Annotated in this window: 30 protein-coding genes; 18 read left to right on the forward strand and 12 right to left on the reverse strand. The window is 66.2% G+C overall.

The window, feature by feature from the left end:
• Positions 1-580: 580 nt before the first annotated feature.
• The 3 genes from AC1D0O_RS18490 to AC1D0O_RS18500 are packed head-to-tail and all read right to left on the reverse strand — an operon-like array spanning position 581 to position 2,632.
• Entirely contained in the window at positions 581-1,543 is a 963-nt protein-coding gene (locus tag AC1D0O_RS18490) for an ROK family protein (RefSeq protein ID WP_477654958.1), read from the reverse strand.
• 16 nt (positions 1,544-1,559) lie between these two features.
• Positions 1,560-1,754: a DUF2905 domain-containing protein gene (locus AC1D0O_RS18495; RefSeq protein WP_477654959.1), complete on the reverse strand. Its 195-nt coding sequence runs from the start codon at positions 1,752-1,754 to the stop codon at positions 1,560-1,562.
• The gene (locus AC1D0O_RS18500; protein WP_477654960.1) at positions 1,751-2,632 is read right to left on the reverse strand and encodes an AraC family transcriptional regulator; all 882 of its coding nucleotides are present in this window, start codon (positions 2,630-2,632) and stop codon (positions 1,751-1,753) included. The genes AC1D0O_RS18495 and AC1D0O_RS18500 overlap by 4 nt, the downstream gene beginning before the upstream one ends.
• Before the next feature lie 113 nt (positions 2,633-2,745).
• Here AC1D0O_RS18500 and AC1D0O_RS18505 point away from each other — a divergent pair, with 113 nt between their 5' ends.
• Positions 2,746-4,170 (forward strand): MFS transporter, encoded by a 1,425-nt coding sequence (locus tag AC1D0O_RS18505; RefSeq protein ID WP_477654961.1) that lies wholly within the window; start codon positions 2,746-2,748, stop codon positions 4,168-4,170.
• 23 nt (positions 4,171-4,193) lie between these two features.
• Here AC1D0O_RS18505 and AC1D0O_RS18510 read toward each other — a convergent pair whose 3' ends face one another.
• Positions 4,194-5,300 (reverse strand): class I SAM-dependent methyltransferase, encoded by a 1,107-nt coding sequence (locus tag AC1D0O_RS18510; RefSeq protein WP_477654962.1) that lies wholly within the window; start codon positions 5,298-5,300, stop codon positions 4,194-4,196.
• Positions 5,301-5,395: 95 nt separating this feature from the next.
• Here AC1D0O_RS18510 and AC1D0O_RS18515 point away from each other — a divergent pair, with 95 nt between their 5' ends.
• From AC1D0O_RS18515 to AC1D0O_RS18540, 6 genes are all read left to right on the forward strand, one after another.
• Positions 5,396-6,193 carry an SDR family oxidoreductase gene (locus AC1D0O_RS18515; RefSeq protein ID WP_477654963.1) on the forward strand — a complete coding sequence of 266 codons (798 nt, stop codon included), beginning with the start codon at positions 5,396-5,398 and terminating at the stop codon, positions 6,191-6,193.
• Positions 6,194-6,246: 53 nt separating this feature from the next.
• Positions 6,247-6,618, forward strand: a complete 372-nt coding sequence (locus AC1D0O_RS18520) for a dihydroneopterin aldolase (RefSeq protein WP_477654964.1) — start codon at positions 6,247-6,249, stop codon at positions 6,616-6,618.
• Positions 6,619-6,638: 20 nt separating this feature from the next.
• Positions 6,639-7,589, forward strand: a complete 951-nt coding sequence (ttcA, locus tag AC1D0O_RS18525; RefSeq protein WP_477654965.1) for a tRNA 2-thiocytidine(32) synthetase TtcA — start codon at positions 6,639-6,641, stop codon at positions 7,587-7,589.
• A gap of 36 nt (positions 7,590-7,625) precedes the next feature.
• Positions 7,626-8,249, forward strand: coding sequence for a DUF4136 domain-containing protein (locus tag AC1D0O_RS18530; RefSeq protein WP_477654966.1), 624 nt, complete (start codon positions 7,626-7,628; stop codon positions 8,247-8,249).
• Between the two features lie 142 nt (positions 8,250-8,391).
• Positions 8,392-9,078: a histidine phosphatase family protein gene (locus AC1D0O_RS18535; RefSeq protein WP_477655121.1), complete on the forward strand. Its 687-nt coding sequence runs from the start codon at positions 8,392-8,394 to the stop codon at positions 9,076-9,078.
• Positions 9,079-9,104: 26 nt separating this feature from the next.
• Complete coding sequence (locus tag AC1D0O_RS18540; RefSeq protein ID WP_477654967.1) at positions 9,105-10,286, forward strand: DSD1 family PLP-dependent enzyme; 1,182 nt, start codon at positions 9,105-9,107, stop codon at positions 10,284-10,286.
• Positions 10,287-10,301: 15 nt separating this feature from the next.
• Here the strand turns inward: AC1D0O_RS18540 and AC1D0O_RS18545 are convergent, their stop codons facing one another.
• The 4 genes from AC1D0O_RS18545 to ruvA are packed head-to-tail and all read right to left on the reverse strand — an operon-like array spanning position 10,302 to position 13,300.
• Entirely contained in the window at positions 10,302-10,772 is a 471-nt protein-coding gene (locus tag AC1D0O_RS18545) for an energy transducer TonB family protein (protein ID WP_477654968.1), read from the reverse strand.
• Between the two features lie 44 nt (positions 10,773-10,816).
• Positions 10,817-11,632: a hypothetical protein gene (locus tag AC1D0O_RS18550; RefSeq protein WP_477654969.1), complete on the reverse strand. Its 816-nt coding sequence runs from the start codon at positions 11,630-11,632 to the stop codon at positions 10,817-10,819.
• 14 nt (positions 11,633-11,646) lie between these two features.
• Positions 11,647-12,714, reverse strand: coding sequence for a Holliday junction branch migration DNA helicase RuvB (gene ruvB / locus AC1D0O_RS18555; protein WP_411882832.1), 1,068 nt, complete (start codon positions 12,712-12,714; stop codon positions 11,647-11,649).
• Positions 12,715-12,727: 13 nt separating this feature from the next.
• A complete protein-coding gene (gene ruvA / locus AC1D0O_RS18560; RefSeq protein WP_007867616.1) occupies positions 12,728-13,300 on the reverse strand; it encodes a Holliday junction branch migration protein RuvA in 573 nt (190 codons plus the stop codon).
• Positions 13,301-13,455: 155 nt separating this feature from the next.
• Between ruvA and AC1D0O_RS18565 the strand changes: the two genes are divergently transcribed.
• The 8 genes from AC1D0O_RS18565 (at position 13,456) to ybeY (ending at position 20,855) form a co-directional block, all read left to right on the forward strand.
• Positions 13,456-14,094: a CDP-alcohol phosphatidyltransferase family protein gene (locus tag AC1D0O_RS18565; protein WP_477654970.1), complete on the forward strand. Its 639-nt coding sequence runs from the start codon at positions 13,456-13,458 to the stop codon at positions 14,092-14,094.
• Positions 14,095-15,855, forward strand: coding sequence for a bifunctional alpha/beta hydrolase/class I SAM-dependent methyltransferase (locus AC1D0O_RS18570; protein ID WP_477654971.1), 1,761 nt, complete (start codon positions 14,095-14,097; stop codon positions 15,853-15,855).
• Positions 15,852-17,177 (forward strand): phosphatase PAP2/dual specificity phosphatase family protein, encoded by a 1,326-nt coding sequence (locus AC1D0O_RS18575; protein ID WP_477654972.1) that lies wholly within the window; start codon positions 15,852-15,854, stop codon positions 17,175-17,177. The genes AC1D0O_RS18570 and AC1D0O_RS18575 overlap by 4 nt, the downstream gene beginning before the upstream one ends.
• On the forward strand, positions 17,174-17,608 hold the full coding sequence (locus AC1D0O_RS18580; RefSeq protein ID WP_477654973.1) for a hypothetical protein: 435 nt from the start codon (positions 17,174-17,176) through the stop codon (positions 17,606-17,608). Before AC1D0O_RS18575 ends, AC1D0O_RS18580 begins: the two co-directional genes overlap by 4 nt.
• Before the next feature lie 31 nt (positions 17,609-17,639).
• Positions 17,640-18,320: a lysophospholipid acyltransferase family protein gene (locus AC1D0O_RS18585; RefSeq protein ID WP_477654974.1), complete on the forward strand. Its 681-nt coding sequence runs from the start codon at positions 17,640-17,642 to the stop codon at positions 18,318-18,320.
• Positions 18,317-19,270, forward strand: coding sequence for a phosphatidate cytidylyltransferase (locus AC1D0O_RS18590; protein WP_477654975.1), 954 nt, complete (start codon positions 18,317-18,319; stop codon positions 19,268-19,270). The genes AC1D0O_RS18585 and AC1D0O_RS18590 overlap by 4 nt, the downstream gene beginning before the upstream one ends.
• A 129-nt stretch (positions 19,271-19,399) precedes the next feature.
• The gene (locus AC1D0O_RS18595; protein WP_477654976.1) at positions 19,400-20,410 is read left to right on the forward strand and encodes a PhoH family protein; all 1,011 of its coding nucleotides are present in this window, start codon (positions 19,400-19,402) and stop codon (positions 20,408-20,410) included.
• Positions 20,400-20,855: an rRNA maturation RNase YbeY gene (ybeY, locus tag AC1D0O_RS18600; RefSeq protein ID WP_477654977.1), complete on the forward strand. Its 456-nt coding sequence runs from the start codon at positions 20,400-20,402 to the stop codon at positions 20,853-20,855. Before AC1D0O_RS18595 ends, ybeY begins: the two co-directional genes overlap by 11 nt.
• A 28-nt stretch (positions 20,856-20,883) precedes the next feature.
• Here ybeY and AC1D0O_RS18605 read toward each other — a convergent pair whose 3' ends face one another.
• From AC1D0O_RS18605 to AC1D0O_RS18620, 4 genes are all read right to left on the reverse strand, one after another.
• The gene (locus AC1D0O_RS18605) at positions 20,884-21,561 is read right to left on the reverse strand and encodes a glycosyltransferase (RefSeq protein WP_477654978.1); all 678 of its coding nucleotides are present in this window, start codon (positions 21,559-21,561) and stop codon (positions 20,884-20,886) included.
• Positions 21,562-21,631: 70 nt separating this feature from the next.
• A complete protein-coding gene (gene dtd / locus AC1D0O_RS18610; RefSeq protein WP_477654979.1) occupies positions 21,632-22,102 on the reverse strand; it encodes a D-aminoacyl-tRNA deacylase in 471 nt (156 codons plus the stop codon).
• The gene (locus AC1D0O_RS18615) at positions 22,102-22,854 is read right to left on the reverse strand and encodes a substrate-binding domain-containing protein (RefSeq protein WP_477654980.1); all 753 of its coding nucleotides are present in this window, start codon (positions 22,852-22,854) and stop codon (positions 22,102-22,104) included. Before AC1D0O_RS18615 ends, dtd begins: the two co-directional genes overlap by 1 nt.
• 77 nt (positions 22,855-22,931) lie before the next feature.
• Complete coding sequence (locus tag AC1D0O_RS18620; RefSeq protein WP_477654981.1) at positions 22,932-23,846, reverse strand: cation diffusion facilitator family transporter; 915 nt, start codon at positions 23,844-23,846, stop codon at positions 22,932-22,934.
• Between the two features lie 149 nt (positions 23,847-23,995).
• On the opposite strand from AC1D0O_RS18620, the gene AC1D0O_RS18625 reads away from it, so the two are divergent.
• Genes AC1D0O_RS18625 through AC1D0O_RS18635 form a run of 3 tightly spaced genes read left to right on the forward strand, consistent with a single transcriptional unit; the run spans position 23,996 to position 25,608 of the window.
• Positions 23,996-24,397, forward strand: a complete 402-nt coding sequence (locus AC1D0O_RS18625) for a cupin domain-containing protein (RefSeq protein WP_477654982.1) — start codon at positions 23,996-23,998, stop codon at positions 24,395-24,397.
• A 60-nt stretch (positions 24,398-24,457) separates the two neighbouring features.
• Complete coding sequence (locus tag AC1D0O_RS18630) at positions 24,458-25,006, forward strand: FecR family protein (protein WP_477654983.1); 549 nt, start codon at positions 24,458-24,460, stop codon at positions 25,004-25,006.
• Positions 25,003-25,608 carry an OmpA family protein gene (locus AC1D0O_RS18635; RefSeq protein WP_477654984.1) on the forward strand — a complete coding sequence of 202 codons (606 nt, stop codon included), beginning with the start codon at positions 25,003-25,005 and terminating at the stop codon, positions 25,606-25,608. Before AC1D0O_RS18630 ends, AC1D0O_RS18635 begins: the two co-directional genes overlap by 4 nt.
• Positions 25,609-25,617: the final 9 nt, after the last annotated feature.

Raw genomic sequence — 25,617 nt, forward strand, 5'->3', positions numbered from 1 at the left:
CGGGCAACCTGCGGCAACCTGCGGTGCTCGAGCCAAGCGGGGTCCGGCTAAACTCGCCTTCGGCTCAGACAACGCCGGCCCTGATCCGCTTGTCTCTGCGCTCCTCGGCCCAGCCAGGACGGGGCAGTCCGAAGACAAGAAAACCAAGACAAACACAAATGCAAATACAAACAAGGACTCGCCGTGGCGAGTCCTTGTTTCTTAGGTATTGGTATTCCCTCCCCACCCCTTGTGGATGCGCCGAGGAGCGGAGGTCCAGACGGATCAGGGATCGCGTTGTTTGAGCCGAAGGCGAGTTTAGCGAGACCCCGTCTGGACCGAGCACCGCAGGTTGCCCGTAGCGCAGCGGAGGGACGCAGCAACCAGGGTCGCCTTTTCTTTTGCTTACTTTTGGTGTTTGCGTAACTTCGCTTCGCGAAGTGAGCAAACCCCGCGCGCGTAGCGCGCCTTTTGGCGAACAAAAGAAAACCCGCTTTGCGGGTTTCGCTAAAAGTGAGTAGCCGCCGGGCTACCCCCGGCCAGCACAACTTAGAAAAGAGCACAGAGGAAGCGCGGACAGTCGGCGCAAGACCCGGCAACCTCAACTTACCAGCGCCAAAGCCCCAAAATCCCCAACCCTCTCCCCCAGCCCGGCCGGCACCAGCTCAAACTCATCCGTCAACGCGGGCAGCTTGCCATGGATCTGCGCACTCAAGCGCGGCAGCAAGTAGTCACGATGGTTCCAGAACACGCCGCCGCCCAGGCTGATGCGTTCCAGGTCCAGGGTGGCGACCATGTTATAGAGGCCGCGGCCCAGAACGCGGCACAGTTCGTCGACGATGGCCTGCGCGGCCGCGTCGCCGGCTTGCGCGGCGGCGAACAGCGCGGAGGCGCCGGGATAGCCCGCGCCGGCAAAGCGCCGTGCGATTGCGTTGCCGGCGACCACGCCTTCAAGGTCGCCCATGTTGCCGCAGCCGCACAGGGCGTCGCTCTGGTCGCTGACAAAGGTGTGGCCCGCGTGGCCGGCGTTGCCGTGTTTGCCGCGCAGGATGCGGCCGTCCACGCACAGGCCGAAGCCGATGCCGGTGCTCCAGGTCACGTAGGCGCAATGGCTGTATCCCTGCAGCGCGCCCCAGCGGCGCTCGGCCTGCAGGGCGCCGATGCCGTCGTTTTCGAGGCGTAGTTTTTCGGCAAAACGGCCGCGCAGCGGCGCTTCCAGCGGCACGCTGACCCAGTCGTTGGGCAGGCCGCGCGCCGGGCCGGCCATGCCGCCGCAGATATTGGGATTGGAAATTTCCAGCATGCCGTTTACGGCGATAAAGGGTCCGCAGGACGACACGCCGACGGCCGTGATGTCCTGCTCGCGGACGCCGGCGGCCTCACAGGCCTGGTCCAGCATGCGCAGCACCTGGCGCGCGACGGTGTCGGGCGGGCCGGCTTTTTCGGTGGGTTCCACGCGACGGGACTGCAGGGCCAGCGAGGCCTGGGCCAGGCTGAGTTCTTGCCCGCCTTCAATCAGGCTGACCGCGATCTTGGTACCACCCAGGTCAATGCAGGCTTTCATGGTGGGCAGTGCTTCCTCAAAGAATTTTGGCGACCAGGCTGGCGATAAAGCTCAGCAGGATGGTGGTGGTGAGCGGAATGAACCATTCGCGCCCGAACAGGCGAAAACGCAGGTCGCCGGGCAGCTTGCCGAAGCCGAGCTTCTGCAGCAGCGGGCTTAACCAGCTGATGAGCATCAGGGCCAGGAAGATGACGATGAACCAGCGGATCATGGGGCCAGTTTAGAGCCTTCGGTACGGCGGTGGGCAAAGTAGCGGGCCGGCGACTCGCCAAAGCAACGCCGGAACATCGCGATGAAATTGCTGGGCGTGGAATACCCGAGCGCGTCGGCCACGGCTGCGACGGCTTCGCCCCGGGCCAACCGCTCAAGCGCATGCACCAGCCTGGCCTGCTGGCGCCACTGGGCAAAGCTGATGCCGGCCTCCGCCAAAAACAGGCGGCTGAGCGTGCGCGACGACAAACCTGCCCACTGCGCCCATTGCGCCAACGTGCGCGCGTCCTGAGGGCCGGCCAGGATGGCCCGGGCAATGCGCAGCAGGCGGCGGTCGGATGGCATCGGCAAGTGAAGCGGCTCGTGCGGCGCGCGGGCCATCTCGTCCAGCAGCACGGCAATCATGCGCTCCTGCCCGGGTTGGAGCTCTTCCTCCCAGGCCCAGGTGACGGCGCGCTGCACCAGTGCGCGCATCACTTCGCTGACCCCGACAACACAGGGAACGGCAGGCAGGCCGCGGCTGGCTTCGGGCGTGACCACCATATTCCAGCCGCGCATCACTCCGCTGATGCTGGCCATATGGGGCTCGCCGGGCGGGATCCAGCCGGCCCGGTGCGGCGGCAACAGCCAGGAACCGTGCCGGGTACGCACATGTACCAGCCCGTTGTCGATGCAGAAGATCTGGCCGCGCACATGGCTGTGCCAACCGGTCTCGCGCGTGCCCAGCTGGAACATGCTGTCCGGCCTGTCTTCGCCCCAGACCGCGAACAGCGCGGGACCGTCGCTGCGCTCGCTGAGTTCACGCAGCGCCCGGTTGGGCGTTTCCGTGTCCTGGGACGTGGCGGCAGAGGAAGCAGCGGTGGTGAAAGAGGCGGGCATGGCTCAAATTCATTGTTTTTAGTCCAAACAACGTTACCAGACTTTCCCGCGGTGCTTTGACACTGGTTTGCCCGGCGCATGGCGCCGCTTCATCCAAGTCCAGAGGAATAACCGTGTCCACTTCCCGCACCCCCGCCGCCACTCCGCCGCCCCTCGTCCGCCCGCAACATCCACAGTGGGTGGTGATCGCCCTGGCTTGCCTGGCCTCCTTTATGGTGGTCATGGACGGCTCCATCGTGAACGTGGCCTTGCCCGCCATGCAGCGCGACCTGCAGCTCTCGCCCGCAGCCCAGCAATGGGTGGTCGATGCCTACCTGCTGAGCTTCGGCGGCTGCATGCTGCTGGCTGCCCGCGCCGGCGACCTCTACGGCCGCAGGCCCGTCCTGCAAGCAGGGCTGGCGCTGTTCACCCTGGCCAGCCTGGCCGGTGGGCTGGCCGCCAACGGCACGCTGATGCTGGTGGCCCGCGCCGTGCAAGGCCTGGGCGCTTCGGTGCTGGCCACTTCGTCGATGGCGCTGGTCATGGCCGCAACGCACCACGACAAACAGGCGCGGGCCAATGCCCTGTCGCTGTGGGCCGCGCTGAATTCGGCGGCCTTTGCCTTTGGTGTGGTCGCAGGCGGCTTGCTGACAGACGGCGCAGGCTGGCGCTGGGTCATGTTCGTCAATGTGCCGGTGGGGCTGGCATTGATGGCCGGTGTCGCAAGCAGCTTGCTGGCCCCGCCCATCCGCGCGCAGCGCCCACCGCTGGACATCCCGGGCGCAGTCACCGCAACCCTGGGCTGCAGCGCGCTGATTTACGGCATCACGCAATCCATGGGCCAGGGCTGGGGCTCACCGGACGCCGCAGGCGCCCTGGCGGCCTCAGTGGTGCTGATGGGCCTTTTTTTTGCCATTGAAGCGCGCAGCGCCCATCCGCTGGTGCGGTTGTCAATCTTCCAGCTGCCCAATCTTCGTGCCGGCAACCTGTTGATGTTGTGCCTGGGCGCCGCACTTACAGCCTCGATCTACCTTATCTCCACCGTGCTGCAACAGGTCGCCGGCTACACCGCACACGACACGGGCCTGGCCATGCTGCCCATGGGCATCGTGCTGGCCGCAGCGCGGCTGGTGTTCTCGCGCAGCATGGCCAGAGGCGAAGGCCGGCTGCTGCCATTCTGGGGTTCACTGCTTGCCGCTGCGGGGCTGGCCTGGCTGGGCATCCTGCCGCTGCAGGCTGACTATCTGACGCAGGTGTTGGGTCCCACGCTTCTGGCAGGTTTTGGTTTGGGAATGGTGATCTTGTCGGCCACGCATGCCGTCACCGGCGGTGTGCCGGCGCAAGATGCGGGCATGGCCTCCGGCATTGCCAACACCGCGCGCCAACTGGGCGGCGCGATGGGCGTGGCCGTGCTGGCGACCCTGGCCCACGCAATGGCCGGGGACCTCGCGCTGCCCGGCGCTCTGCTGCGCGGCTACCATGCGGCATTTTTCACAGCGGCGGCGATCTGCCTGCTTTGCGGCTTGATCTCGCTGACGCTGCGCCGGCCAAATGCCTAGGGCGGTGCAGCCGAAACTGCAAGCTACAAGGTGTGCATGCGGTCGCCGGCGGAAAAACCCATGGATTCCCACGCGGGCTGGCCTTTGGCGCCGAAGGCGATGACCTTGAACAGCTCGCCCATCTCGTGCTCGGCAACCAGTTTTTGCACCATGACGCGCTGCTCCAGCGGCGCATCTTCCATGCCGTCGACCAGGCCGCAGTTGAGCAAAAACCGCCCCTGGCTGGTATAGCCCAGCACCTCCAGCCCGGCCTCCTGGCCGGCCAGCGCGATGCCGGTGAAGTTGACGTGCGCGGTGATGTCCTTGCTGCCCACGTCGGCCAGCGCGTCGGCGTCCGCGAGGTGGCCGCGGTGGCACATCACGGTGCCCATGCTGCGCTGCGGGTGGTAGTACTCGTGCTCCGGGAAACCGTAGTCGAGCAGGAAGACCGCGCCTGCCTCCAGCCGGTCGGCCAGGGTGGCGACAAAGCCTTCGGCCTGGGGATGGATTTCGGTAAGGTAATCGTGCGCGCCTTCCACCTCAAAGGGGGGCCGCAGGTCGGTGCGCTGGTCGGCGTAAAGGAAACCATCCTTATGCAGAACCACGCCGCGCTCGTGCCAGGTGTTTTGCAGGCGGGCCAGCAGCTTGACCGGCATGGCGTCCAGCACTTCATTGCCCAGCACCACGCCGCGCATCTTCGGCGGCAGTTCCGTCGCCCACTGCACCTTGTCGCCGTAGGCGGCCAGCCGTTCGCGCTGGCGCGCCTGCAGGCTGCCCGACAAATCCACGATGGTGTAGCGCTCCAGCCGCGGCCCCAGCGCCTCCAGAACCTGCTGCGCCAGTGCGCCCGAGCCCGCGCCGAACTCCCAGATTTCGGCCGTGCCGGTGGCTTCCAGGGCCTGGGCCGCCTGGCGCGCCAGGGCCTGGCCGAAACGCGGTGACAGCTCGGGCGCGGTGACAAAATCGCTGCCGGTGCCCGGCATCAGGCCGAATTTGCGTGAATCGTTGGCGTAATAGCCCAGCCCCGGCGTATAGAGGGCCAGCGCCATGAACTGGTCAAAACCCAGCCAGCCGCCGGCGGCCTCAATGGCCTTGGCGATGTGGGCGGCGAGGCCGGTCGTTAAAATAGGGGTATCGGTCGTCGGGGTCATGGGTCACCACCCGCCATTGTCGGCGATCCCCACGGCCTCCTCATCCCGCGCCCCGCCACCTTTTTTGCCTTCTTTTTGAGCCTCGACGCCCGCCCATGAACCCTGTTCCGTCTTCTCCTCCCGTGGTCCTCGTGACCGGCGCCTCGCGGCGGCTGGGGCGCGAGATCGCGCTGGCGCTGGCGGCCGGCGGCTGGCAGGTGGCGGTGCACTACCGCGACTCCGAGGCCGAGGCGACGGCCACCGTCGCCGACTGCGCCAGGCTGGCCGGCGCCTCGGCCGCTTTCCAGGCCGACCTGGGCGACGAGGCCGCGGTGCGCGGCCTGCTGCCGGCAGTGGCCGCGCGCATGGGGCGGGTCGATGCGGTGGTCAACAACGCCTCCACCTTTGAGCAGGACAGCGCCGCCAGTTTCGGCTTCGCGGCCCTGGACAAGCACCTGCACAGCAACACCGGCGCCGCCGTGCTGCTGGCGCAGGCCTTGCACGCCCACATCGCGGCGCGCGGCGGGCAAGGCGCGCAAAGCACGGAAGGCGCCCAGGGCGCCGTGGTCAACCTGCTGGACCAGAAGCTCTGGAACCAGAATCCCGATTTTTTCAGCTACACCCTCTCCAAAGCCGCGCTGGAAGCGGCCGGCACCATGCTGGCGCTGGCGCTCGCGCCCCTGGTGCGGGTGGTCGGCGTGGCACCCGGCCTCACGCTGACCAGCCATTTGCTGAGCGACGCACAGTTCGAGGCCAGGCACAAGCTGTCGCCGCTGGGCCGCTCCTCCACGCCCGCCGACGTCGCGGCCGCGGTCAAATTCGCGCTGGAAAACCGCTCCATCACCGGCACCACGCTGCTGGTGGACGGCGGCCAGCACCTGATGAAGTTCGAACGTGATTTTTCGCTGATGTGAACCGGCGGAACCGGCTGACACACCACCCCACCCCATCCACCAAGACTGGCGCCATGTACAACACCCGGGGCACCCAAATCCTGAACCTGACCGGCTTGCGTTTTGACGCCAACCTGGGCATCCTGGACCACGAAAAAACGGCGCCGCAGCCCATCCAGGTCGATGCCGAACTGAACCTGGGCACACAGCCGCTGCTGCCGCATGACGACGATATCCACCATGTACTGGACTACCGCAAGGTGCGCCAGATCATCATCAGCGAATGCACGGCCGAGCACAGCAACTTGCTGGAGAGCCTGATCGGAAAGCTGGCGCATCGCCTGATGCGACTGCCCGGCGTGCTGGGCGTGCGCGTGAAGATCGCGAAACTTGAAATTTTTGACGACTGCGAAGTGGCCATTCGCGTCGAGACGGGACAGTGGTGAACGATATGGGAGCAAGCGATATGAGCGCAGTCTGGGAAGAAGCGGTGGCAGAGTACGAGCAGCAGGAAAGCTCCGCGCGCGTGCAGAACAGCATGAAAATAGAGCGCGAGGACCACAAGCTCGAAAAACGCCTGTGCCGCGAAGTCGGCCGCGCCATCGTCGACTTCAACATGATTGAAGAGGGCGACAAGGTCATGGTCTGCGTCTCGGGCGGGAAAGACAGCTACGCCATGCTCGACATCCTGCTCAAGCTGCAAAAGCGCGCGCCCATCAACTTCGAGCTGGTGGCCGTCAACCTCGACCAGAAGCAGCCCGGTTTTCCCGAGCACATCCTGCCCGATTACCTCGGCAAGCTGGGCGTGCCCTTCCACATCGAAAACCAGGACACCTACAGCATCGTCAAGCGCGTGATCCCCGAGGGCAAGACGCTGTGCTCGCTGTGTTCGCGCCTGCGCCGCGGCATCCTGTACCGCGTGGCCGGCGAGCTCGGCTGCACCAAGGTCGCGCTGGGCCACCATCGCGACGACATGCTGCAGACCTTTTTCCTCAACATGTTCTTCGCGGCCAAGCTCAAGGGCATGCCGCCGAAGCTGGTCAGCGACGACGGCAAGAACGTGGTGATACGCCCCATGGCCTACGTCACCGAAAAAGACCTGACGCGCTGGGCGCAGGTGCGCGAATTCCCCATCATCCCCTGCACGCTGTGCGGCAGCCAGGAGAACCTGCAGCGCAAGCAGGTCGGCAACATGCTGCGCGAGTGGGAGAAAAAATTCCCCGGCCGGCTCGAGAACATGTTCGCCTCGCTGCAGAACATCGTGCCCTCGCACCTGATGGACAACAAGCGCCACGACTTCAAGGGCATCAAGGCCACCGGTGTGGCCGACGCCGACGGAGACAAGGCCTTCGACGCCGAGGAATTCCGCGAGCCGGCGCTGCCGGGACTGTCCGTCGTGGGCATCACTTCGCGCTGAGGGCGCTTTCCTTCAACACCTGACCCTGGAGGCCTTATGAAACGCGCATTCGCAGTGATTCTTTCCATCGCCGCCATGGCCTTGCTGATGACGGGCTGCTCCACCGTGCGCGTGGTCGACAGTGACGTCACCGCCTTCTACAACTGGAACGGCCCGCCTCCCGCGCCAGCCACGCCTTATCGCTTTGAGCGCCTGCCCTCGCAGCAGGCCGCGGGCAGCTCGCAGGATCATGTGGAAGGCCTGGCGCGCACCGCGCTGGCCAAAGTGGGGATGGAGCTCAACCCGCCCGCCGCGAGGTACAGCGTGCAAATCACGGCCAACACCCAGATCGTCGACCGCGGGCCTTATGGCTACAGTCCCTACGGCGGCTTTGGCTTTGGAACCGGTGTATTTGTGGGCGGCGGTAGCCGCGGCACCTCGGTCGGCCTGTCGTTTCCGATTGGCGGCGGGATTGCCGAACCACCCTATTTCAAGCGCGACCTGAGCATCGTGATGCGCGACCTGCGGACCAACCAGGTCGCTTTTGAAACGCGCGCCCTGCACGACGGTGTCTGGGGTGACACCCTGGCCGTACTGCCCGCCATGCTGGACTCGGCCCTGCGCGGCTTTCCGCAACCACCACCAGGCACGCGCCGAATCAATGTAGAGATTCCTCGATGATGCGATCCCCAAACCTTTCACTTCGCAAAGCAGTTCCCAATCAGCCAGGGCCGCGGAACCGGCTTCGCCGGGCCGCAGGCGCAGCGCCCCCTCGGGGGGCAGAGAGCCACACGCAGTGGGCGAACGTGGGGGCTTCATGACCATGGAGCCTACGCGCATTATTGCTATACGCCATGGCGAGACCATGTGGAACGTGGACACCCGTATCCAGGGCCACCTTGACATCCCGCTTAACGAAACCGGCCGCAAGCAGGCCGAGCGCATGGCACTGGCGCTGGCCGACGAGCCCATCAGCGCTATCTATGCGAGCGACCTGACCCGCGCCTGGGAAACCGCGCAGTACCTGGCCCGCATCCAGGGTATGGAGGTGACGCGCGAGGAAGGCCTGCGTGAGCGCGGCTTCGGCGACTTTGAGGGCAAAACCTTTGCCGAGATCGCGGCCCTGCTGCCCGACCAGTCCATGCGCTGGCGCAAGCGCGACCCCGAATTCGCGCCCGCCGGCGGCGAATCCCTGATCGCCCTGCGCAGCCGCGTGGTCGCCACGGCCGAGCGCCTGGCGGCCGCCCACCCGGGCGAGTTGATCGCGATGGTCGGCCACGGCGGCGTAATGGACGTGCTTTACCGCGCTGCGACGCGACTGGAAATCCAGGCGCCGCGCACCTGGGAACTTGGCAATGCGGCCATCAACCGCCTCCTTTGGACACCCGAAGGCTTTACGCTCGTCGGCTGGGCTGACACCCAACACCTGGACGATGGCACACTGGACGACAGCGCTCATCCCGGCGCAGTTCCCGGCGGCGGAGCCCGCAACCCGCTGAGCGCACAATAAAGACCCGAAGAGATACGACGCACCTCATGAGCACCTTGCCCACCCGCCTGGCCGAGCTGATCGGCAAGCCGGTCAACGACATCGACACCCCCGCCCTGGTCATCGACATGGATGCGATGAAGCGCAACCTCGCGCGCATGGCCGAGTTCGCCAAAAAGCACAACATCCGCTGGCGCCCGCATGCCAAGCTGCACAAAAGCGCCACGCTGGCCAAGATGCAGGTACGCGCCGGAGCGGTCGGTGTCTGCGTGCAGAAGACTTCCGAAGCCGAAATCATGGTGGCCGGCGGCGTCACCGACGTCTACATCAGCAATGAGGTCATCGCCCCCGCCAAGCTGGCGCGCGTGGCTGCCCTTGCCCAGAAGCTCGCGGCCCTGGGCGGCCGGCTCGCCATTGCGGTCGACAGCACCGAAGGCGTGATCCGCCTGGCGCAGGCCATGACCGAAGCGCGCAGCGCCACCGGCGTGGCCACCGTGATCGACGTGTTCGTCGAAATCGACGTCGGCCAGGGCCGCTGCGGGGTCGAGCCCGGCGCCGCCGCTGTCACGCTGGTGCTGGAAATCCGCAAACACCCGGCCCTGCGCTTTGCCGGCCTGCAGGCCTACCACGGCAAGGCCCAGCACATGCGCAGCGGGCAGGAAAGGCGCGAGGCCATCGCCAAGGCCGTGGAGGCCGTGGTACTCACGCGCAAGCTGGTCGAGGCCCAGGGCATCACGGTGGATCTGGTCACCGGCGCCGGCACCGGCAGCCTGATGCTGGAAGCCGCCAGCGGTGTTTACGGCGAGCTGCAGGCCGGCTCCTTCATGTTCATGGACGCCGACTACGCAAAGAACGAGCGCGACGCGGCCCAGCCGCAGTTTGAGCACGCGCTCTTCATCAAGACCCAGGTCATCAGCACGCACGGCGGCCACGCCGTCTGCGACGCCGGCCACAAAAGCCATGCAATCGATTCCGGCCTGCCGCTGGTGCATGCCTTCGACGCCGAAAGCGAGCTTGAGTATTTCAACGGCGGCGACGAACACGGCATCCTGCGGCCCGCCGGCGATAGCACCCGCCTGCCCGGCCTGGGCCGCATGCTGTGGCTGATCCCGGGGCACTGCGACCCGACCGTGAACCTGCACGACGTGATGATCGCCGTGACGGGCGGCCTGCGCAGCGGCACGGTGCAGCGCATCTTCCGGGTCGATGCGCGCGGCGCGCTGACCTGAGTTGCGGGCTTACTTCTAGAAGTTCACGCCGTAGACGGCATACATCGCCGAGGCCGCGCCGTTGATGCGCCCGCCGCGGTACTCGGCCTCACGCGCCGACTGCAGCACCGCCTCGTTGAGCTCGGCATGCGTGGACGACAGCACGCGCGCGTCAAGCAGCTTGCCCTCGGCGTCCAGCAGCGCAATCACCACGACGCGGCCGTGCAGGCCTTGCGCGCGCCAGGCCTGCAGCGCGTCCAGCGCACCCGGCTTGCGCACGCGAGCGATGGAAATCTTCTGCCCCATGCCGTCGCCGTCCTGCATCTTCGGCGCCTGCGGGTGGTCGGCGTAGAGCTTGCTCATCTGCTTGAACAGCTCGGGAAATTCCGGCAGGCTGGAAGTGGCCGCCAGCGGCACAGCCGGGTTGGGTGTGCGCGGTGTGGGCGGGTTGCTGGTGGTTGCGCAGCCGGCCAGCGCGCACGCCAAGCCCAGAAGGGCGGCAGACATCCGGCCCGCAAATGCAGGAAAAAGCCTGAAGCTAAACCGTGGCGTCATGATCTCGCGGCCAAGGCTTCGACGTCATGCGCGTGGATGACCAGGGATATGGACACCATGAGCACCCCATAGGCCAGGCAGGCAAGCGCCCCCAGCCAGGACAGAAAATTCCAGGCGTTGTAGCGGCCCGGGTTGGTTTTCAGCTCCTTGGCATAGTCCGGTGACGCGCCGGGCAGGCCACGTGCCGCGCTGTAGTCAAGCGCGGCATCGCCCAGGAAATAAAACCCCATGATGCAAGTGGCCACGCCAAAGAAAAACATAAACGCCCTTCGCCACTCGATTTTGAGGAAGAAAAGTGCCAGCGCAAAGCTTGCGCCGCCCGCGAAAAAAAACTTTCCCGTCACCTTGGGCGATCCCAGCGGCAGCAGTTGTTGCCATATCCAGGGCAGAGGCGCAAACAGCCACTCTGACGTGGGTGCCAGCCCGCTCCATCGAAGTCTGGAAAGGGGACCGCCTGACACTTCCGCCAGGGCGAGGACACACACGCAGGTGGCCACGGCGACGTAGCAGATGTAGCGAAACGTCGTGCACGCAGCCGGCGAGGCACTCGACCAATGGCGCTGCACCAGGTGCGTGGCCCATCCCAGCGCCAGAAGCGTGGTCCCGGCCGCACCGAGCCACGCGGCCGTTCCCTGCAGCATGGCGAAGCCCTCCAGCACAAACAAAGGCAGGTAGCCGAACACCACACCGCTCAGGGCATAGGCCAGCATGACCGCCACCGTCACGCCCAGGCCCGTTGAGTTGAAGAAGCGCTGCTCGGCACTGGATTTCGTCCAGGCCGCCTTCGGGTCTGCCGCCGTCGACAGGGCCACCCACTGTCCCATATTCAGGCGTTGAACATATCGTTGCCGCTGGCCGGCGGCGCCACGCCCAGGTGCCGGTAGGCGGCCAGCGTGGCGATGCGCCCGCGCGGCGTGCGCTGCAGATAGCCTTGCTGGATCAGGTAGGGCTCGATCACATCCTCGATCGTGTCGCGTTCCTCGCCGATGCTGGCGGCGATGTTGTCCAGGCCCACCGGCCCGCCGTCGAAGCGGTGGATGACAGCCTCCAGCAGTTTTCTGTCCATCACGTCAAAGCCCTGCGGGTCCACGTCCAGCATGGCCAGCGCCTTGTTGGCGATGTCCAGCGAGATGTGGCCGCTGCCCTTGACGTCGGCATAGTCGCGCACGCGGCGCAACAGGCGGTTGGCGATGCGCGGCGTGCCGCGCGAGCGGCGGGCGATCTCAAAGCCGCCTTCCTCGTCCATGGGCGCGTTGAGCAGCTTGGCGCTGCGCCTGACGATGCGCGCGAGTTCGTCGGGGGTGTAGAACTCCAGCCGCGCGACGATGCCGAAGCGGTCGCGCAGCGGGTTGGTCAGCATGCCGGCGCGCGTGGTGGCGCCCACCAGGGTGAAGGGCTGCAGGTCCAGCTTGATGCTGCGCGCCGCCGGGCCTTCGCCGATCATGATGTCGATCTGGTAGTCCTCGAGCGCGGGGTAAAGAATTTCTTCCACCACCGGGCTCAGGCGGTGGATTTCGTCGATGAACAGGACGTCGTTCTTTTCGAGATTGGTCAGCAGCGCCGCCAGGTCCTTGGGTTTTTCGAGCACCGGGCCCGAGGTCTGGCGCAGGTTCACGCCGAGTTCGTGCGCGATGATGTGGGACAGCGTGGTCTTGCCCAGGCCGGGCGGGCCGAACAGCAGCACGTGGTCCAGCGCTTCCTTCCGCTTCTTGGCCGCGCCTATGAAGATCTCGAGCTGGTCGCGCACCTTGGTCTGGCCCACATACTCGTCGAACAGCTTGGGACGCAGCGCGCGTTCGATGGCCTCCTCACCGGGCGAGGCCGGCGCGGCCGACATCACGCGCTTGGCGGGCGGAAAGTCGCCCGGAGAAAAATCGTCGGTCTGAATACTCATGGTGCTTTATCGGCTATTTCGCCAATGCCTTCAGCGCCAGCTTGATGCCATCGCTCACGCCTATGTCCTTGGGCAGGGCCTTGAGCGCCAGCGCGGCGTCGCGGTCGCTGTAGCCCAGTGCCACCAGGGCCTGCAGGATGTCGGACTGGGCATCGTTAGCCACGCTGACCTGCACGCCGATGTCGGCGCCCAGCTTGCCCTTCAATTCGAGCAGCAGGCGCTCGGCGGTTTTTTTGCCGATGCCGGGCACCTTGATGATGCGGCCGGCCTCCTGCTGGGTCACCGCTTGCGAGAGTTCTTCGACACTCATGCCGCTGAGCACGCTGAGCGCGGTGCGCGGGCCGACGCCGGAAATCTTGATCAGCTGGCGGAAGGCGGCGCGCTCGGTGGCGCTGCCGAAGCCGTAGAGGATTTGCGCGTCTTCACGCACCACAAAATGCGTCAGCAGGCTGACTTTTTCGCCCAGGCCGGGCAGGTTGTAGAAGGTGCTCATGGGCACCAGCACCTCGTAGCCGACGCCGTTGCAGTCCACCAGGATTTCCGGGGGATTTTTTTCGGCCAGCTGGCCTGAGAGTCTTCCAATCATGGGCAAATCTTATCAGTCGCGCCTGTTCCCACACCAGACGAAGGATCCACCGCCAGGGAAGCGCCGGGAGGCTTGCGGATCCGGCCGGAATTCCAGAGTTCCCGTGAAAACGCAGTCATCTATAGAATCCGGCGAAAGAGGGGGAGTCAAAAGAAATGTCGATCTATCGATTGAAGCCGCGTTTTCAGGCCCTGCTCAGGCCTCTGGTGGAATGGCTGCACGCCCTGGGCGTGACTGCCAACCAGGTCACGCTGGCCGCTTGCGTGATGTCAACGGCCCTGGGGCTCTGGCTTTTCTTCGCGCAGCCTTCACCGCTTGCTTTCGGCCTGATTGCCCTGTGGATGCTCGTGCGCATGGGCTTCAATGCCATCGACGGCATGCTGGCGCGCGAGCACGGCCAGCAAAGCCCCCTGGGCGCCTTTCTCAACGAGCTGACCGACGTTGTGTCGGATGCCGCGCTTTACCTGCCCTTTGCCCTGGTGGCGCCTTTCAGCCCCTTCTGGGTTGGCACTGTGATCGTGCTGGCCGGCCTCAGCGAATTCGCGGGCGCGCTCGGGCCCACCATAGGCGCATCGCGCCGCTACGACGGTCCGCTCGGAAAAAGCGACCGGGCTTTTGTGTTCGGCGCGCTGGCGCTTTATGTCGCATCGGGTTGGCCCCTGCCGGCATGGACCGCCTGGCTGATACCGCTGCTTGCCGCCCTCATCGCCTGGACCATTGCCAACCGGACACGCCTGGCCGTGGCTGAGGCAAAAACTCTTGCGACCCATGCCAACAACAACCCCAAGGATTGAATGAGCACTTCCCGCACCCCCGACGAACACCACTTCAGCACGCATGACGGGCAGTCCCTGTTTTACCGGCACTGGCCCGCCACGCAAGGCCCGAGGCGCGGCGCCGTCGTGCTGTTCCATCGCGGCCACGAGCATGGCGCGCGCATGGCGCATCTGGTGGATGAGCTCAACCTTCCGGAGTTCGACTTTTTCGCCTGGGATGCGCGCGGCCACGGCCGCTCACCGGGCCAGCGCGGCTACAGCCCCAGCTTCGCGACCTCGGTGCGCGACGTGCAAACCTTTGTCGACTACATCGGCAGCGCGCACGGCGTGCCGGAGCGCGACATCCATGTCATCGCGCAAAGCGTGGGAGCGGTGCTGATCGCGACCTGGGCGCACGACTATGCGCCCAAGGTTCGCGGCCTGACGCTGGCCTCACCGGCTTTCAAGGTCAAGCTCTACGTGCCTTTCGCGCGCGCCGGGCTGGCATTGATGCACAAGCTGCGCGGCCTGTTTTTCGTCAACAGCTATGTCAAGGCGAAGTTCCTCACGCACGACCCCGCGCGCATCGTGAGCTACGAAAGCGACCCGCTGATCTCGCGGCCCATCGCGGTCAACATCCTGCTGGACCTGTACACGGCGGCCGACCGCATCGTGGCGGACGCCAATGCCATCACACAGCCGGTGCAACTACTCATCTCCGGCGCCGACTGGGTGGTGCACCACAAACCCCAGCACCGCTTCTTCGAGCGCCTGGGCAGCGCCGTGAAAACCAAGACCGAGCTGCCCGGGTTTTTTCACGACACGCTGGGCGAGAGGGACCGCGCGCCGGCGGTGCTGGGCATACGCAACTTCATCCTGGAGCGCTTTGACGCCCCCACGCCGCCCGTCGACCTGCGCGAGGCCCACCTGCGCGGCGAAACGGCCGACGAATCGCGCGCGCTGGCCGAGCCGCTGTCACCCCTGTCGCCGCGTGGCGCCTATTGGGCCCTGACCCGCGGCAGCCTGCGCCTGGGCGGCCTGCTCTCGCGCGGCGTCAAGCTGGGCCATGACACGGGTTTTGATTCCGGCAGCACACTGGACTATGTTTACCGCAACAAGCCCGAAGGCGCGGGCCCGCTGGGCCGGAACATCGACAAGACCTACCTCAATTCGATAGGCTGGCGCGGCATACGCCAGCGCAAGATCCATGTCGAGGAACTGCTGCGCGAGGCCATGGAGCGCCTGGCCGCGCAGCACCGTGACGTGCGGCTGATGGACATCGCCGCAGGCCACGGCCGCTACGTGCTTGACGCCGCGCTGTCCAGCCCGGTGAAGCCGGCCTCCATCCTGCTGCGCGACTACAGCGACATCAACGTGCGCGACGGCAGCGCGCTGATCGCCGAAAAAGGGCTCGCCGGTGTCGCGCAGTTCGTGCAGGCCGACGCCTTTGACCGTACCAGCCTGGCGGGCGTCGTGCCGCGGCCCACGGTGGCTGTGGTGTCGGGGCTTTATGAGCTGTTTCCCGACAACGCGATGGTGCGCCGCTCGCTCGCCGGTGTCGGCGACGCGGTGGAAGAAGGCGGCTACCTGGTCTACACAGGCCAGCCCTGGCATCCGCAGCTGGAGATGATCGCGCGGGCGCTCACCAGCCACCGCCAGGGCGAAGCCTGGGTCATGCGCCGCCGCACCCAGGCCGAAATGGACCAGTTGGTGGAAGAGGCGGGCTTTCGCAAGATCGCGCAGCGCATCGACGAATGGGGCATTTTCACGGTTTCCCTCGCGGTCCGCGTCGGCGCATGACACGCCGGTTCGCGCAACGTCCCTGGAAGCGCGCGGCCGCCTGGCTGGCGCTGCTGGGGCCGCTGTTTTACGCGGCCTACGGTTTCGCCAACTGGTGGGCCGCTTCCCGCGCGGCCGTTCCGACGCTTGCCTTCGACTGGGAGCGCTCGCTGCCGTTCTGGCCGTGGACCATCTTTCCCTACTGGACCATCAACGTCTTTTATGCCCTGTCGCTGTTCCTGGCGCGTGACCGCCACACGCTGGACCGGCATGGCGCGCGGCTGTTGACCGCGACCTGCCTGGCGGTGGCCTGTTTTGTGTTGTGGCCGCTGCGCTTCAGTTTCGGCCAGCCGGAGGTCAGCGGCGCACCGGCCGTTCTGTTCAATGCCTTGCGCAGTTTCGACCAGCCCTTTAACCAGGCCCCGTCGCTGCACATCGCGCTGGCGGTGATCCTGTGGGACTGGTACCGCCGTTTCGTCACCATTCCCTGGGCGCGCGCCGTATTGCATCTGTGGGCCTTCGCGATCTGCGCGTCGGTGCTCACGACCTGGCAGCACCACTTCATCGACATTCCGACCGGCGCGCTGCTGGGGCTGGTCTGCGTGTGGCTGTGGCCGCTTGAGCGGGTAGTGTCGCTGCCGCGGGGCTGGCGCCTGGCGCGCGACGCGCGGCGATGGAAGCTGGCCGGGCTTTACGCCCTGGGGGCCATCGCTTTTCTTGCCGCGGCGTTCGCCCTGGGCGGCCTGGGACTTTGGCTCGCCTGGCCGGCCGTATCGCTGGCGCTGGTGGCATTGAACTATGTAGGCTTGGGCGCGCGCGGCTTCCAGATGGACGGGCGCGGGCGCATGCGCTGGGCCGCACGCTGGCTGCTGGCGCCGTACCGGCTGGGCGCCGCCATCAACGCGCGGCTGTGGACGCGCCGCCTGCCGGCATCGGTCGAGGTCGCGCCGGGCCTGCGGCTTGGGCGCATCCCGACGCTTGCCGAATGGGAGGCCGCGGGGCGGCCCCGTCTGGTCAGCCTCAGCGCGGAGTTGCAATTGCCCACCGTCGAAGGCGCGCGCTGCGTCCCTCTGCTGGACCTGGCCGTGCCGGCGCCGCTGGACCTGCAGCGCGCGGCCGGCGTGATAGAAGGCCAGCGCCGCGCCGGCAAGGCGGTATGGGTGTGTTGCGCCCTTGGTTTTTCGCGCAGTGCCTCTGTGGCCATCACCTGGCTGCGCCTGCATGGCGCGGCCGGCAGCCTGGTGCAGGCCGAAGGGCTGGTGCGCCAGGCGCGGCCGCAAATCGTGCTGGGCGCGGCGTGGCAGCAGGCGCTGGACCATGCCACCCGCCGGACGGCAGCATGAACGACATGGATCGCGCACTGTGTTCCGCCACGGCCAGGCTGCTGCAGGCCGCCCGCATAGTGGCCGCATGGGGACTGGCCCTGAGTGTGGTGGCAATCGCCGTCCTGGCCCTCACCGGGCGCTCATTGCCCATGCTGTCCACGATGGGTTTTGCTGCGGTGGCGCTGGTCGGCGTGCTGGAGCGCTACCTCGCCTTCCGGCTGTATTTCGATGCCGGCCTGTTCAAGGACCTGGCCGGCGGCGCCATCGCGTCACTGGGCGACCTGGACAGCGCATTGCAGCGCCTGGGCCTGCGCCCGGCAAATAGCCAGCCGCGCGCGCTCGAAGACCGCGTGGCGGGCGCGCGCCAGCTGTTGCAGCGCCATGGCATTGCCGTGGCCTGCCAGAGCGGGCTGTTCCTGCTGGCGCTGCTGACCCAGGACCTGCGCTGAACGCGCATCACCCCCCAAAGGAATTGTTTTCATGAGTAGATCCCCTCAAAGCGGTTTAGGCCTGGCGGCGGCCGCATCAGCCTGGCTGATCGTGCTGGCGGCGCGGCTGCTGACCGGCGTGCGCGCCATCTGGGCAGGCACGACGCCCAAGGCGGAGCAGACGCTTTATTTCGCCAACCACACCAGCCATGGCGATTTCGTGCTGCTGTGGGCCACGCTGCCGGCGGACCTGCGCGCCATCACGCGGCCGGTGGCGGGCCAGGATTACTGGGAAACTTCGGCGCTGCGGCGGTTTATCGGCAATGACGTGTTCAATGCGCTGATGATCCGGCGCGATGGTGCCGGCGGCCAGGCCGGCTCCGACCCGGTCGGGCAGATGACCGAGGCGCTGCTCGCCGGGGATTCGCTCATCATGTTTCCCGAAGGCACGCGCAACACCGGCGACGACGTGTTGCTGCCGCTTAAAAGCGGGCTCTACCACCTGGCGCGCGCCTGCCCGCAGGTGCGGCTGGTGCCGGTCTGGATAGAGAATCTCAAGCGCGTGCTGCCCAAGGGCGCGCTGGTGCCCATTCCCCTGGCCTGCAGCGTGCGCTACGGCGTACCCATAGCGCTGGCCGAGGGCGAAGACAAAAACACCTTCATCGCGCGTGCGCGCGCTGCCATGCTGGACCTGCGGCCGGAATACGACCGGGCGGAGGACACGACGCCATGAACCTTTCCCCCTCTACCCAAACCACGCTGATGCTTTTCGGCGGTGTCTTCGGCGTGCTGCTGCTGGCCTCCAGCATAGGCGCACTGCTCAAGTGGCGCATCGCGCGCGGCGAGCCGCATTCGGTGATCGACAACCTTAACTCCCGCGTCAACGCCTGGTGGGTGATGATAGGCGTCATCGGCCTGTCCTTTGCCTGCGGCAGGAGCGGCGTGATCGTGCTGTTCTACCTGATCTCCTTTTACGCGCTGCGCGAATTCATGAGCCTGGCCTACACGCGGCGCGGCGACCACGTTGCGATCGCGGTGGCGTTCTTCATCGCGCTGCCGGTGCAGTATTTCCTGATCTGGATCGACTGGTACGGGCTGTATTCCATCTTCATCCCGGTCTATGCCTTCCTGGTGCTGCCCATACTTGCGGCGGTGGGTGGCGACACCAAGCGCTTTCTGGAGCGCACCTCCAAAGTGCAATGGGGCCTGATGATCTGCGTGTTCTGCATCAGCCATGTGCCGGCGCTGCTCACGTTACAGATCCCCGGCTTTGAGGGACGCAACCTGCTCCTGATCGCCTTCCTGGTGATCGTGGTGCAGGGCAGCGATGTGCTGCAGTATGTCTGGGGCAAACTTTTCGGCAAGCACAAGGTGGCGCCCGAATTGTCACCTTCCAAAACCTGGGAAGGCCTGGTCGGGGGCGTGGCCAGCGCCACCGCGCTGGGCGCGGCGCTTTACTGGGCGACGCCCTTTAACCCCTGGCAGGCGTCGCTGATGGCGCTCACCGTCTGCATGATGGGATTTTTCGGCGGCCTGGTGATGTCGGCCATCAAACGCGACCGCGGCGTGAAGGACTGGGGCACCATGATAGAAGGCCACGGCGGCATGCTGGACAGGCTGGACTCGGTGGTGTTCGCCGCGCCCATTTACTTCCATGCACTGCGCTATTGGTGGGTGCCGTAAGGAGCGCCGCCGCCCCCGGGAGGGATGAAAACCGGCAGGCCCCGCCGCCTTGATATTGGAGAGACAATCACCCATCTGCCTGTATCCAGCCGGCCACGCCTGGTGCAACCTCTCCCGGAAAGCCCGCCCTTGATTCTTCGCCACACCTTCACGCCGCCCAACAACACTCGCATGGGTCACCTGTGCGGCCCCATGGACAGCCACATCCGCACCATAGAGGCGGCGCTGGACGTCACGATCGCGCACCGCTTCGAGCAGTTCAAGATCGACGGCACCAAGGTGAAGGCGACGCTGGCGCTGGAAGTGCTGCAGGCCCTGTACGAAATCGCCCAGCGGCCCATAGAACCCGAAACCGTGCAGCTGATGCTGGCCGGCGACACCGCCCTGAGCACCGCGCCCGACGGCGGCATCGCGCTGACGACCCGGCGCGCCGACCTGCGCGCCCGCACCACCAACCAGGGCACCTACCTGGAAAACATCGCCACGCACGACATCACCTTCGGCATCGGCCCGGCCGGCACCGGCAAGACCTACCTGGCCGTGGCCTGCGCGGTCGATGCGCTGGAGCGCAGCACCGTACAGCGCATCGTGCTGACGCGTCCCGCGGTCGAAGCCGGTGAGCGCCTCGGATTTCTGCCGGGCGACCTGAGCCAGAAAGTGGACCCCTACCTGCGCCCGCTTTACGACGCGCTGCATGAGTTGATGGGCTTTGAGCGCGTGCAGAAGGCTTTTGAGCGCCAGCAGATCGAGATCGCGCCGCTGGCCTTCATGCGCGGCCGCACGCTGAACCACGCGTTCGTCATCCTTGACGAGGCGCAAAACACCACGCCCGAGCAGATGAAGATGTTCCTGACGCGCATAGGCTTCGGCAGCAAGGCTGTGGTCACGGGCGACGTGAGCCAGGTGGACCTGCCGCGCACGCAGCTCAGCGGCCTGGTGGATGCCGAGCGCGTGCTCAAGCGCGTCAAGGGCATCGCCATCACCCGCCTGACCAGCGCCGACGTGGTGCGGCATCCGCTGGTGGCGCGCATTGTCGATGCCTACGACAAATCCCCGGGCGTGGCCGCCGCTGCGGAGGACGGCGCCGCCGAACCCGCGCCGGCCCGCCGTGCCGGCGCCAGGAGCCGCAATGGCTCTTAAGCAATTGAGCCTGTCGCTGCAGTTCAGCGACCTGAAGAACGCCGCGCGCCACCGCGCAGCCCTGCCGCGCCACGGCGTGGCCCGCTGGATACGCCACGCGCTCGCGCAGGACGGCGAGATCACCGTGCGCATCGTGGACGCCGAAGAAGGCCAGGCGCTGAACCGCGACTACCGCCAGCGCGACTACGCCACCAATGTGCTGACCTTCGACTACACGCAGCAACCGGTGGTCACCGCAGACCTGGTGCTGTGCGCACCGGTGGTGGCTAAAGAAGCGAAAGAGAACAAAAAGACGCTGCAGGCCCACTACGCGCATTTGCTGGTGCACGGTACGCTGCATGCCCAGGGCTGGGACCATGAAACCGGCGAGGAAGATGCCGAGGCCATGGAGGCGGAAGAGATCCGCATCCTGGCGGGACTGGGATTCGCTAATCCCTATCGCTGAATTTCAGGTCTTGAAGGCCTGAGTCTCCTCAAGACTGCCATTTCTCCAGGTAAACCGCATAGGCAGCTTCCCAGGAGGGGCCATGACCGCCGGCGCTTTCGTGCATCACGGAAATCGGCCAGGTGCCCATGCTGAGACCCAGTTGTTCAGCCTGGCGGCAAAAATCGAGATCGTAAAAATGGAAATCAAAGCGCTCGTCAAAGCGCAGGTTTTTTTTGATCAGCAGCTCGCTGTCGCAGGCCATCAGCAAGCCGTCCAGCAGCTTGACGGGTACGCCCGACGGACCAAAGATGTGTAGCTTGCTCGGCGGGAAGCTATTGCCGTGGCCCACCACACCGCTAAGGTTTTCGGGGGCGTCCCAGGTGTTCTTGTCATCGACAAAGGCCCAGCTCGGCTGGCGCGGCACGCGGCGCCGGTTGCCAACCAGGCCCACGATGTCATAGTGCTGGATACCTTCGCGCAGACGGTCGGCCCAGAAAAAGTCGCTCAGACATATGTCGTCATGGCAAAAAACCAGCAGTGCCGGGTTTTCCCGCGACTCTTCAATGGCCTGGTTGTACACCGAAGGAAGGCCGGCGGTGTTCTTTTCAAACACACGTACCTGCATGCCACCCAGGCGATAGTACAAAGCCAGTGTCCGGCCTGTGGCCGTATCGGTGAAAAAATTTTCGAAACTGCTGCGAGTGGCGACGACAAAACGGATCATGGGCAACCTAAAGAATTTGCGGTGTTGGGGCGGCCTTGGGGAAACGCTTGCCGACCATTTATCTGCCGATTTATACCCCAGCCTCTCCTGGACAGGCTGGCGGGTCAATCCGCAGCGGGATGGTCACCGGCCCGTCGTTGACCAGGTGCACCTGCATGTCGGCGGCGAATCGTCCCGTTTCCACCTGCGGATGCAGCGTCCGCGCCTGGGCCACAAAGTAGTCGTAAAGCCGCCTGCCTTCCTCGGGCGCCGCCGCGCCGGTGAAGCTGGGCCGGTTGCCGCCCGAGGCATCGGCGGCCAGCGTGAACTGGCTCACAACGAGCAGGCCGCCTTTGACGTCCTGCACCGACAGGTTCATTTTCCCGGCCTCGTCCGAGAAGATACGCAGCTTGAGGATCTTGGCGAGCAGCTTGTCGGCCTGCGCTTCGGCATCGCCGCGTTCGGCGCAGACCAGCACCAGCAGCCCGGAACCGATCTGGCCGACGGTCTCGCCGGCAATCACCACGCGGGCCTCGGCCACGCGCTGAAGCAGCGCCTTCATCAGTCGGTTACACCGGCCGCGACGAACAGCGGCTTGCCTACCGGACCCGACAGGAAGCTCACGAACTGCTGGGCCAGCGCCTGCTGTTTGCCCGAGGCCAGCGGCGCGGCGGTGTAAGAGGTGTAGTTCTGCACCTCGGCCGGCACCGGGCCGGCGAACTTCAGGCCCTTGCCCTGGTAGAGCAGGATTTCAGTGATCGCGCCGAAGCCGATCTCGTTGCCCTTGCCCTTGATGACATGCTCCATCACGGCGGCGCCGTCGGGATAGCGCGTGGTCTTGCCCTCGACCTGCGCGTAGACCTCCATCTTCTTGAGCAGGCCTTCGAGGTACAGGCCGGTGGACGCGCGGTTGAACACCAGCGAGTCGGCGGCGAGCACCGAGCGCTTGAGCGCCTCGGCGCTGGAAATATCGGGCACCGCGGCGCCGTCGCGCACGGCCACGCCCATGCCGACGCGGCCGACGTTGGCGCGTGTCTCGGCCAGCTTGCTGGCCGCCGCGAACTCGCCGATGACAGCGGGCGGCGCGATCACCACGTCAAACGCCGGGTTGGACTCCATGCGCTTTTTCAGTTCGGGCGCGGTGTTGAAGTTGATCTTCACGCTGTGGCCGGTCTGTTTTTCAAACGCGACCGCCGCGGCTTTCAGGCCGGGCTCGATGGCGCCGGCGCTGAGGATGGCGATCTCAGCGGCCTGCGCGGCGAGGGGCAGCAATGCACAGGCAATCGCCTGGGCAAGTCTCACTATGGGTTTCATGAAGAACTCCTGGGCAAAAAGGAATCCGAAAATTATCGGGGAGAGAAGAAAGAAGAAAGAAAACAGAGAAGAAGAATTCAGATCAGGTCGGCCTCATCGTCAAAATGCGCTTCCACGTCGCTGGGCAACAACTGGATGGTGGCACGCAGTCCGGGCACGGCGCTCATCAATGCCTGCTCGACGCTGGCCCGCACGGCGGCGGCTCGCCCCAGTGACCAGTTGGCCGGCATGTGCATGTGCAGGTCGACAAAGCGCCGCTGGCCGGCGCGGCGCGTGCTGAGGTGGTCAAAGCGGATGGTGGGATGGGCAAAGCCGTCCAGCGCCTTCTGGATCTCGGCCATCACCTCGGGCTCCACGGCCTCGTCCATCAGGCCTTGCGACGAGCGCCACACCAGCTGGCAGCCCTCCCACAGGATGTTGATGGCCACGCCAATCGCGACCACGGCATCCAGCCACAGCCAGCCCGTCAGCATCACGGCGCCTATGCCCACGACCACGCCCGCCGAGGTCCATACGTCGGTCACCAGGTGCCTGGCATCGGCCTCGAGTGCGATCGAGCGGTGCGCTTTGGCCGCGCGAAACATCACCCAGGCCAGCAGACCGTTGAGGGCCGAGCTGCCCACCGCCAGCGCCAGGCCCCAGCCCATTTTCTCCAGCGGCTGCGGGTTCAGGATGCGATGGGCCGCGGCCCAGATGATGGCCGCGGCCGCGCCTATGATCAGCGCGCCTTCAAAGCCGGATGAAAAATACTCGGCCTTGTGGTGGCCGTAGGGATGGTCGGTGTCGGCGGGCCTCTGCGCGATGGTGACCATCGCCAGGCCGAACAGCGCGCTGGCCAGGTTGACGAAGGACTCCATCGCATCCGACAGCAGCCCCACCGAGCCGGTGATGTACCAGGCCGCGGTCTTCAGGGCAATGGTGAGCACCGCGACGGCCACGGAGGCAAGCAGCATGCGCTGCGGCGTCAGGGCCTGGAGGGCGATCGAGCTCATGGCGCTATTGTGAACGACGGGCCGCGGCGGCGCGCGCGCCAAGGGTTGTTCCCAAGGCCGGCGCCGGGCGCGGCCGCTAGGATGGGTGCGCGCCGCAGGCCTCTGTGCGCAACCCAATCCAAGCTTGAACAACTCCTGAGGAATCACCCATGAAAATCCAGAAACGCAGTGTGGCCCTGGTGCTGGGCACCGTGCTGGCCGTCTCGGCCGGCGCCTTGTTCGCGCAGGCCTCGGGCCTTACGCGCACCCTGGTCGGCAAAGCCGACGTGTCCGTGCCCGGTCGTGAGGCCGTGGTGGCGCGCGTCGACGTGGCCCCCGGCGCCAAGGCCGGCCGCCACACGCATCCCGGCGATGAGATCAGCTACGTGCTCGAAGGCGAGGCCACCTTGCTGATCGACGGCCAGCCGCCGCGCCAGGTCAAGGCCGGCGAGTCCTTTGTCATTCCGGCCGGCGTGGTGCACGACGCCCACAACAACGCGGCCGTGCCCATCAAGCTGGTGGGCGTCTACGTCGTGGAAAAAGGCAAGCCGCTGGCCTCACCCGCACCCTGAGCCGCGGCCCGCATCGGGAACCCCCGTCGCCAATGCGACAATGGCCGCGGGAGTACAACAATGACTTTTCCGCATCTGATCGCAGCCACCGCGCTGACGCTGGCTGTGGCCGGCGCGCATGCGCAGGCCCCGTCGGCAACAACGCCCACGCCACCCTCCGTCCCCGAAGTCCCCAATATCGCCGCGGCGGCTTTGGTCCCCACCCCTGTTGAAGTCCTCACCCGGCAGGCAGGCTTCCTCAAGACCCTGAAAGGCAGCGTGCAGCTGCAGGAAGCCGCCGGCGCCGCGGTACGCCCGGCGCAGGCCGGCGACGCGCTGCTGCCCGGCGGGCGCATCACGACTGGCCCCGATTCCGCCGCCAGCGTGGTGTTGCGCGACGGCACCACGCTGGTGGTCGGGCCGTCCTCGCACATGGAACTCAAGGCCTTCAGCTTTGACGCGACCACTCATGACGGCAACTTGCTGGCCTCGCTGCTCAAGGGCTCGCTGCGCATGATCACCGGCCTGCTCGGCAAGTCGCACCCGGAAGCGGTGCGCATCGAAACGCAGTTCGCCTTCGTCGGCGTGCGCGGAACCGACTTCATCGTGCAAGCGGACGAGCAGCCATGAGCGGCCGTTTTCTTTCTCTTTCGCTGGCCCTGCTGCTGGCGGCCTGTTCCACGACCGGCACGCGCGTGGTGCTGCTGCCGCAGGAGAGCGGCGCGTCGTCCGCCGTGGTGGTTCGCGCCAAAGCCGGCCCCGGCGCCGAAACCACCTTGAGCCAGCCTTACCACCGCGCCACTGCGGCATCGGGCGCCGCCGGCGCACCCCGGCTGGACCAAGCCGATCCGGCCAAGGTGCAGGCCGAGCATCGCTCCTTGTTTGAGATGGCGCCGCCCCGGCCGCAGCGTTACACGCTGTATTTCGACGCGGGCGGCACGGTGCTCACGGCCGAATCGCAGAAGGTCCTTGAGGAAGTGCTGGCCGCGGCGCTGGCCCGCAGCGGCGGCGACATGGTGATCACCGGCCATACCGACACCGTGGGCTCGGGCGCCAGCAACGACGCCTTGTCGGCTGAGCGCGCGCGGCAGGTGCGCCAGATGCTGGCCGAACGCCAGTTTCCGGCTGAGCGCATCGAGGCGGCCGGCCGGGGCGAGCGCGAACTTGCCGTGCCGACGGCCGACGAAGTGGACGAGCCGCGCAACCGGCGCGTCACCATCGAGGTTCGTTAATCAGAATTC

This window comes from Polaromonas sp. P1_F2, assembly GCF_056405735.1.

Coding starts and splice junctions, on each gene's coding strand:
- AC1D0O_RS18495 (WP_477654959.1), bottom strand. CDS start 1,754: ATGATCCGCTGGTTCATCGTCATCTTCCTGGCCCTGATGCTCATCAGC.
- AC1D0O_RS18570 (WP_477654971.1), top strand. CDS start 14,095: ATGAGCACTTCCCGCACCCCCGACGAACACCACTTCAGCACGCATGAC.
- AC1D0O_RS18620 (WP_477654981.1), bottom strand. CDS start 23,846: ATGAGCTCGATCGCCCTCCAGGCCCTGACGCCGCAGCGCATGCTGCTT.
- ruvB (WP_411882832.1), bottom strand. CDS start 12,714: ATGAGTATTCAGACCGACGATTTTTCTCCGGGCGACTTTCCGCCCGCC.
- AC1D0O_RS18605 (WP_477654978.1), bottom strand. CDS start 21,561: ATGATCCGTTTTGTCGTCGCCACTCGCAGCAGTTTCGAAAATTTTTTC.
- AC1D0O_RS18545 (WP_477654968.1), bottom strand. CDS start 10,772: ATGTCTGCCGCCCTTCTGGGCTTGGCGTGCGCGCTGGCCGGCTGCGCA.
- ruvA (WP_007867616.1), bottom strand. CDS start 13,300: ATGATTGGAAGACTCTCAGGCCAGCTGGCCGAAAAAAATCCCCCGGAA.
- AC1D0O_RS18535 (WP_477655121.1), top strand. CDS start 8,392: ATGGAGCCTACGCGCATTATTGCTATACGCCATGGCGAGACCATGTGG.
- AC1D0O_RS18635 (WP_477654984.1), top strand. CDS start 25,003: ATGAGCGGCCGTTTTCTTTCTCTTTCGCTGGCCCTGCTGCTGGCGGCC.
- AC1D0O_RS18565 (WP_477654970.1), top strand. CDS start 13,456: ATGTCGATCTATCGATTGAAGCCGCGTTTTCAGGCCCTGCTCAGGCCT.
- dtd (WP_477654979.1), bottom strand. CDS start 22,102: ATGAAGGCGCTGCTTCAGCGCGTGGCCGAGGCCCGCGTGGTGATTGCC.
- AC1D0O_RS18500 (WP_477654960.1), bottom strand. CDS start 2,632: ATGCCCGCCTCTTTCACCACCGCTGCTTCCTCTGCCGCCACGTCCCAG.
- ybeY (WP_477654977.1), top strand. CDS start 20,400: ATGGCTCTTAAGCAATTGAGCCTGTCGCTGCAGTTCAGCGACCTGAAG.
- AC1D0O_RS18510 (WP_477654962.1), bottom strand. CDS start 5,300: ATGACCCCGACGACCGATACCCCTATTTTAACGACCGGCCTCGCCGCC.
- AC1D0O_RS18585 (WP_477654974.1), top strand. CDS start 17,640: ATGAGTAGATCCCCTCAAAGCGGTTTAGGCCTGGCGGCGGCCGCATCA.
- ttcA (WP_477654965.1), top strand. CDS start 6,639: ATGAGCGCAGTCTGGGAAGAAGCGGTGGCAGAGTACGAGCAGCAGGAA.
- AC1D0O_RS18540 (WP_477654967.1), top strand. CDS start 9,105: ATGAGCACCTTGCCCACCCGCCTGGCCGAGCTGATCGGCAAGCCGGTC.
- AC1D0O_RS18575 (WP_477654972.1), top strand. CDS start 15,852: ATGACACGCCGGTTCGCGCAACGTCCCTGGAAGCGCGCGGCCGCCTGG.
- AC1D0O_RS18520 (WP_477654964.1), top strand. CDS start 6,247: ATGTACAACACCCGGGGCACCCAAATCCTGAACCTGACCGGCTTGCGT.
- AC1D0O_RS18530 (WP_477654966.1), top strand. CDS start 7,626: ATGAAACGCGCATTCGCAGTGATTCTTTCCATCGCCGCCATGGCCTTG.
- AC1D0O_RS18580 (WP_477654973.1), top strand. CDS start 17,174: ATGAACGACATGGATCGCGCACTGTGTTCCGCCACGGCCAGGCTGCTG.
- AC1D0O_RS18625 (WP_477654982.1), top strand. CDS start 23,996: ATGAAAATCCAGAAACGCAGTGTGGCCCTGGTGCTGGGCACCGTGCTG.
- AC1D0O_RS18615 (WP_477654980.1), bottom strand. CDS start 22,854: ATGAAACCCATAGTGAGACTTGCCCAGGCGATTGCCTGTGCATTGCTG.
- AC1D0O_RS18590 (WP_477654975.1), top strand. CDS start 18,317: ATGAACCTTTCCCCCTCTACCCAAACCACGCTGATGCTTTTCGGCGGT.
- AC1D0O_RS18490 (WP_477654958.1), bottom strand. CDS start 1,543: ATGAAAGCCTGCATTGACCTGGGTGGTACCAAGATCGCGGTCAGCCTG.
- AC1D0O_RS18630 (WP_477654983.1), top strand. CDS start 24,458: ATGACTTTTCCGCATCTGATCGCAGCCACCGCGCTGACGCTGGCTGTG.
- AC1D0O_RS18515 (WP_477654963.1), top strand. CDS start 5,396: ATGAACCCTGTTCCGTCTTCTCCTCCCGTGGTCCTCGTGACCGGCGCC.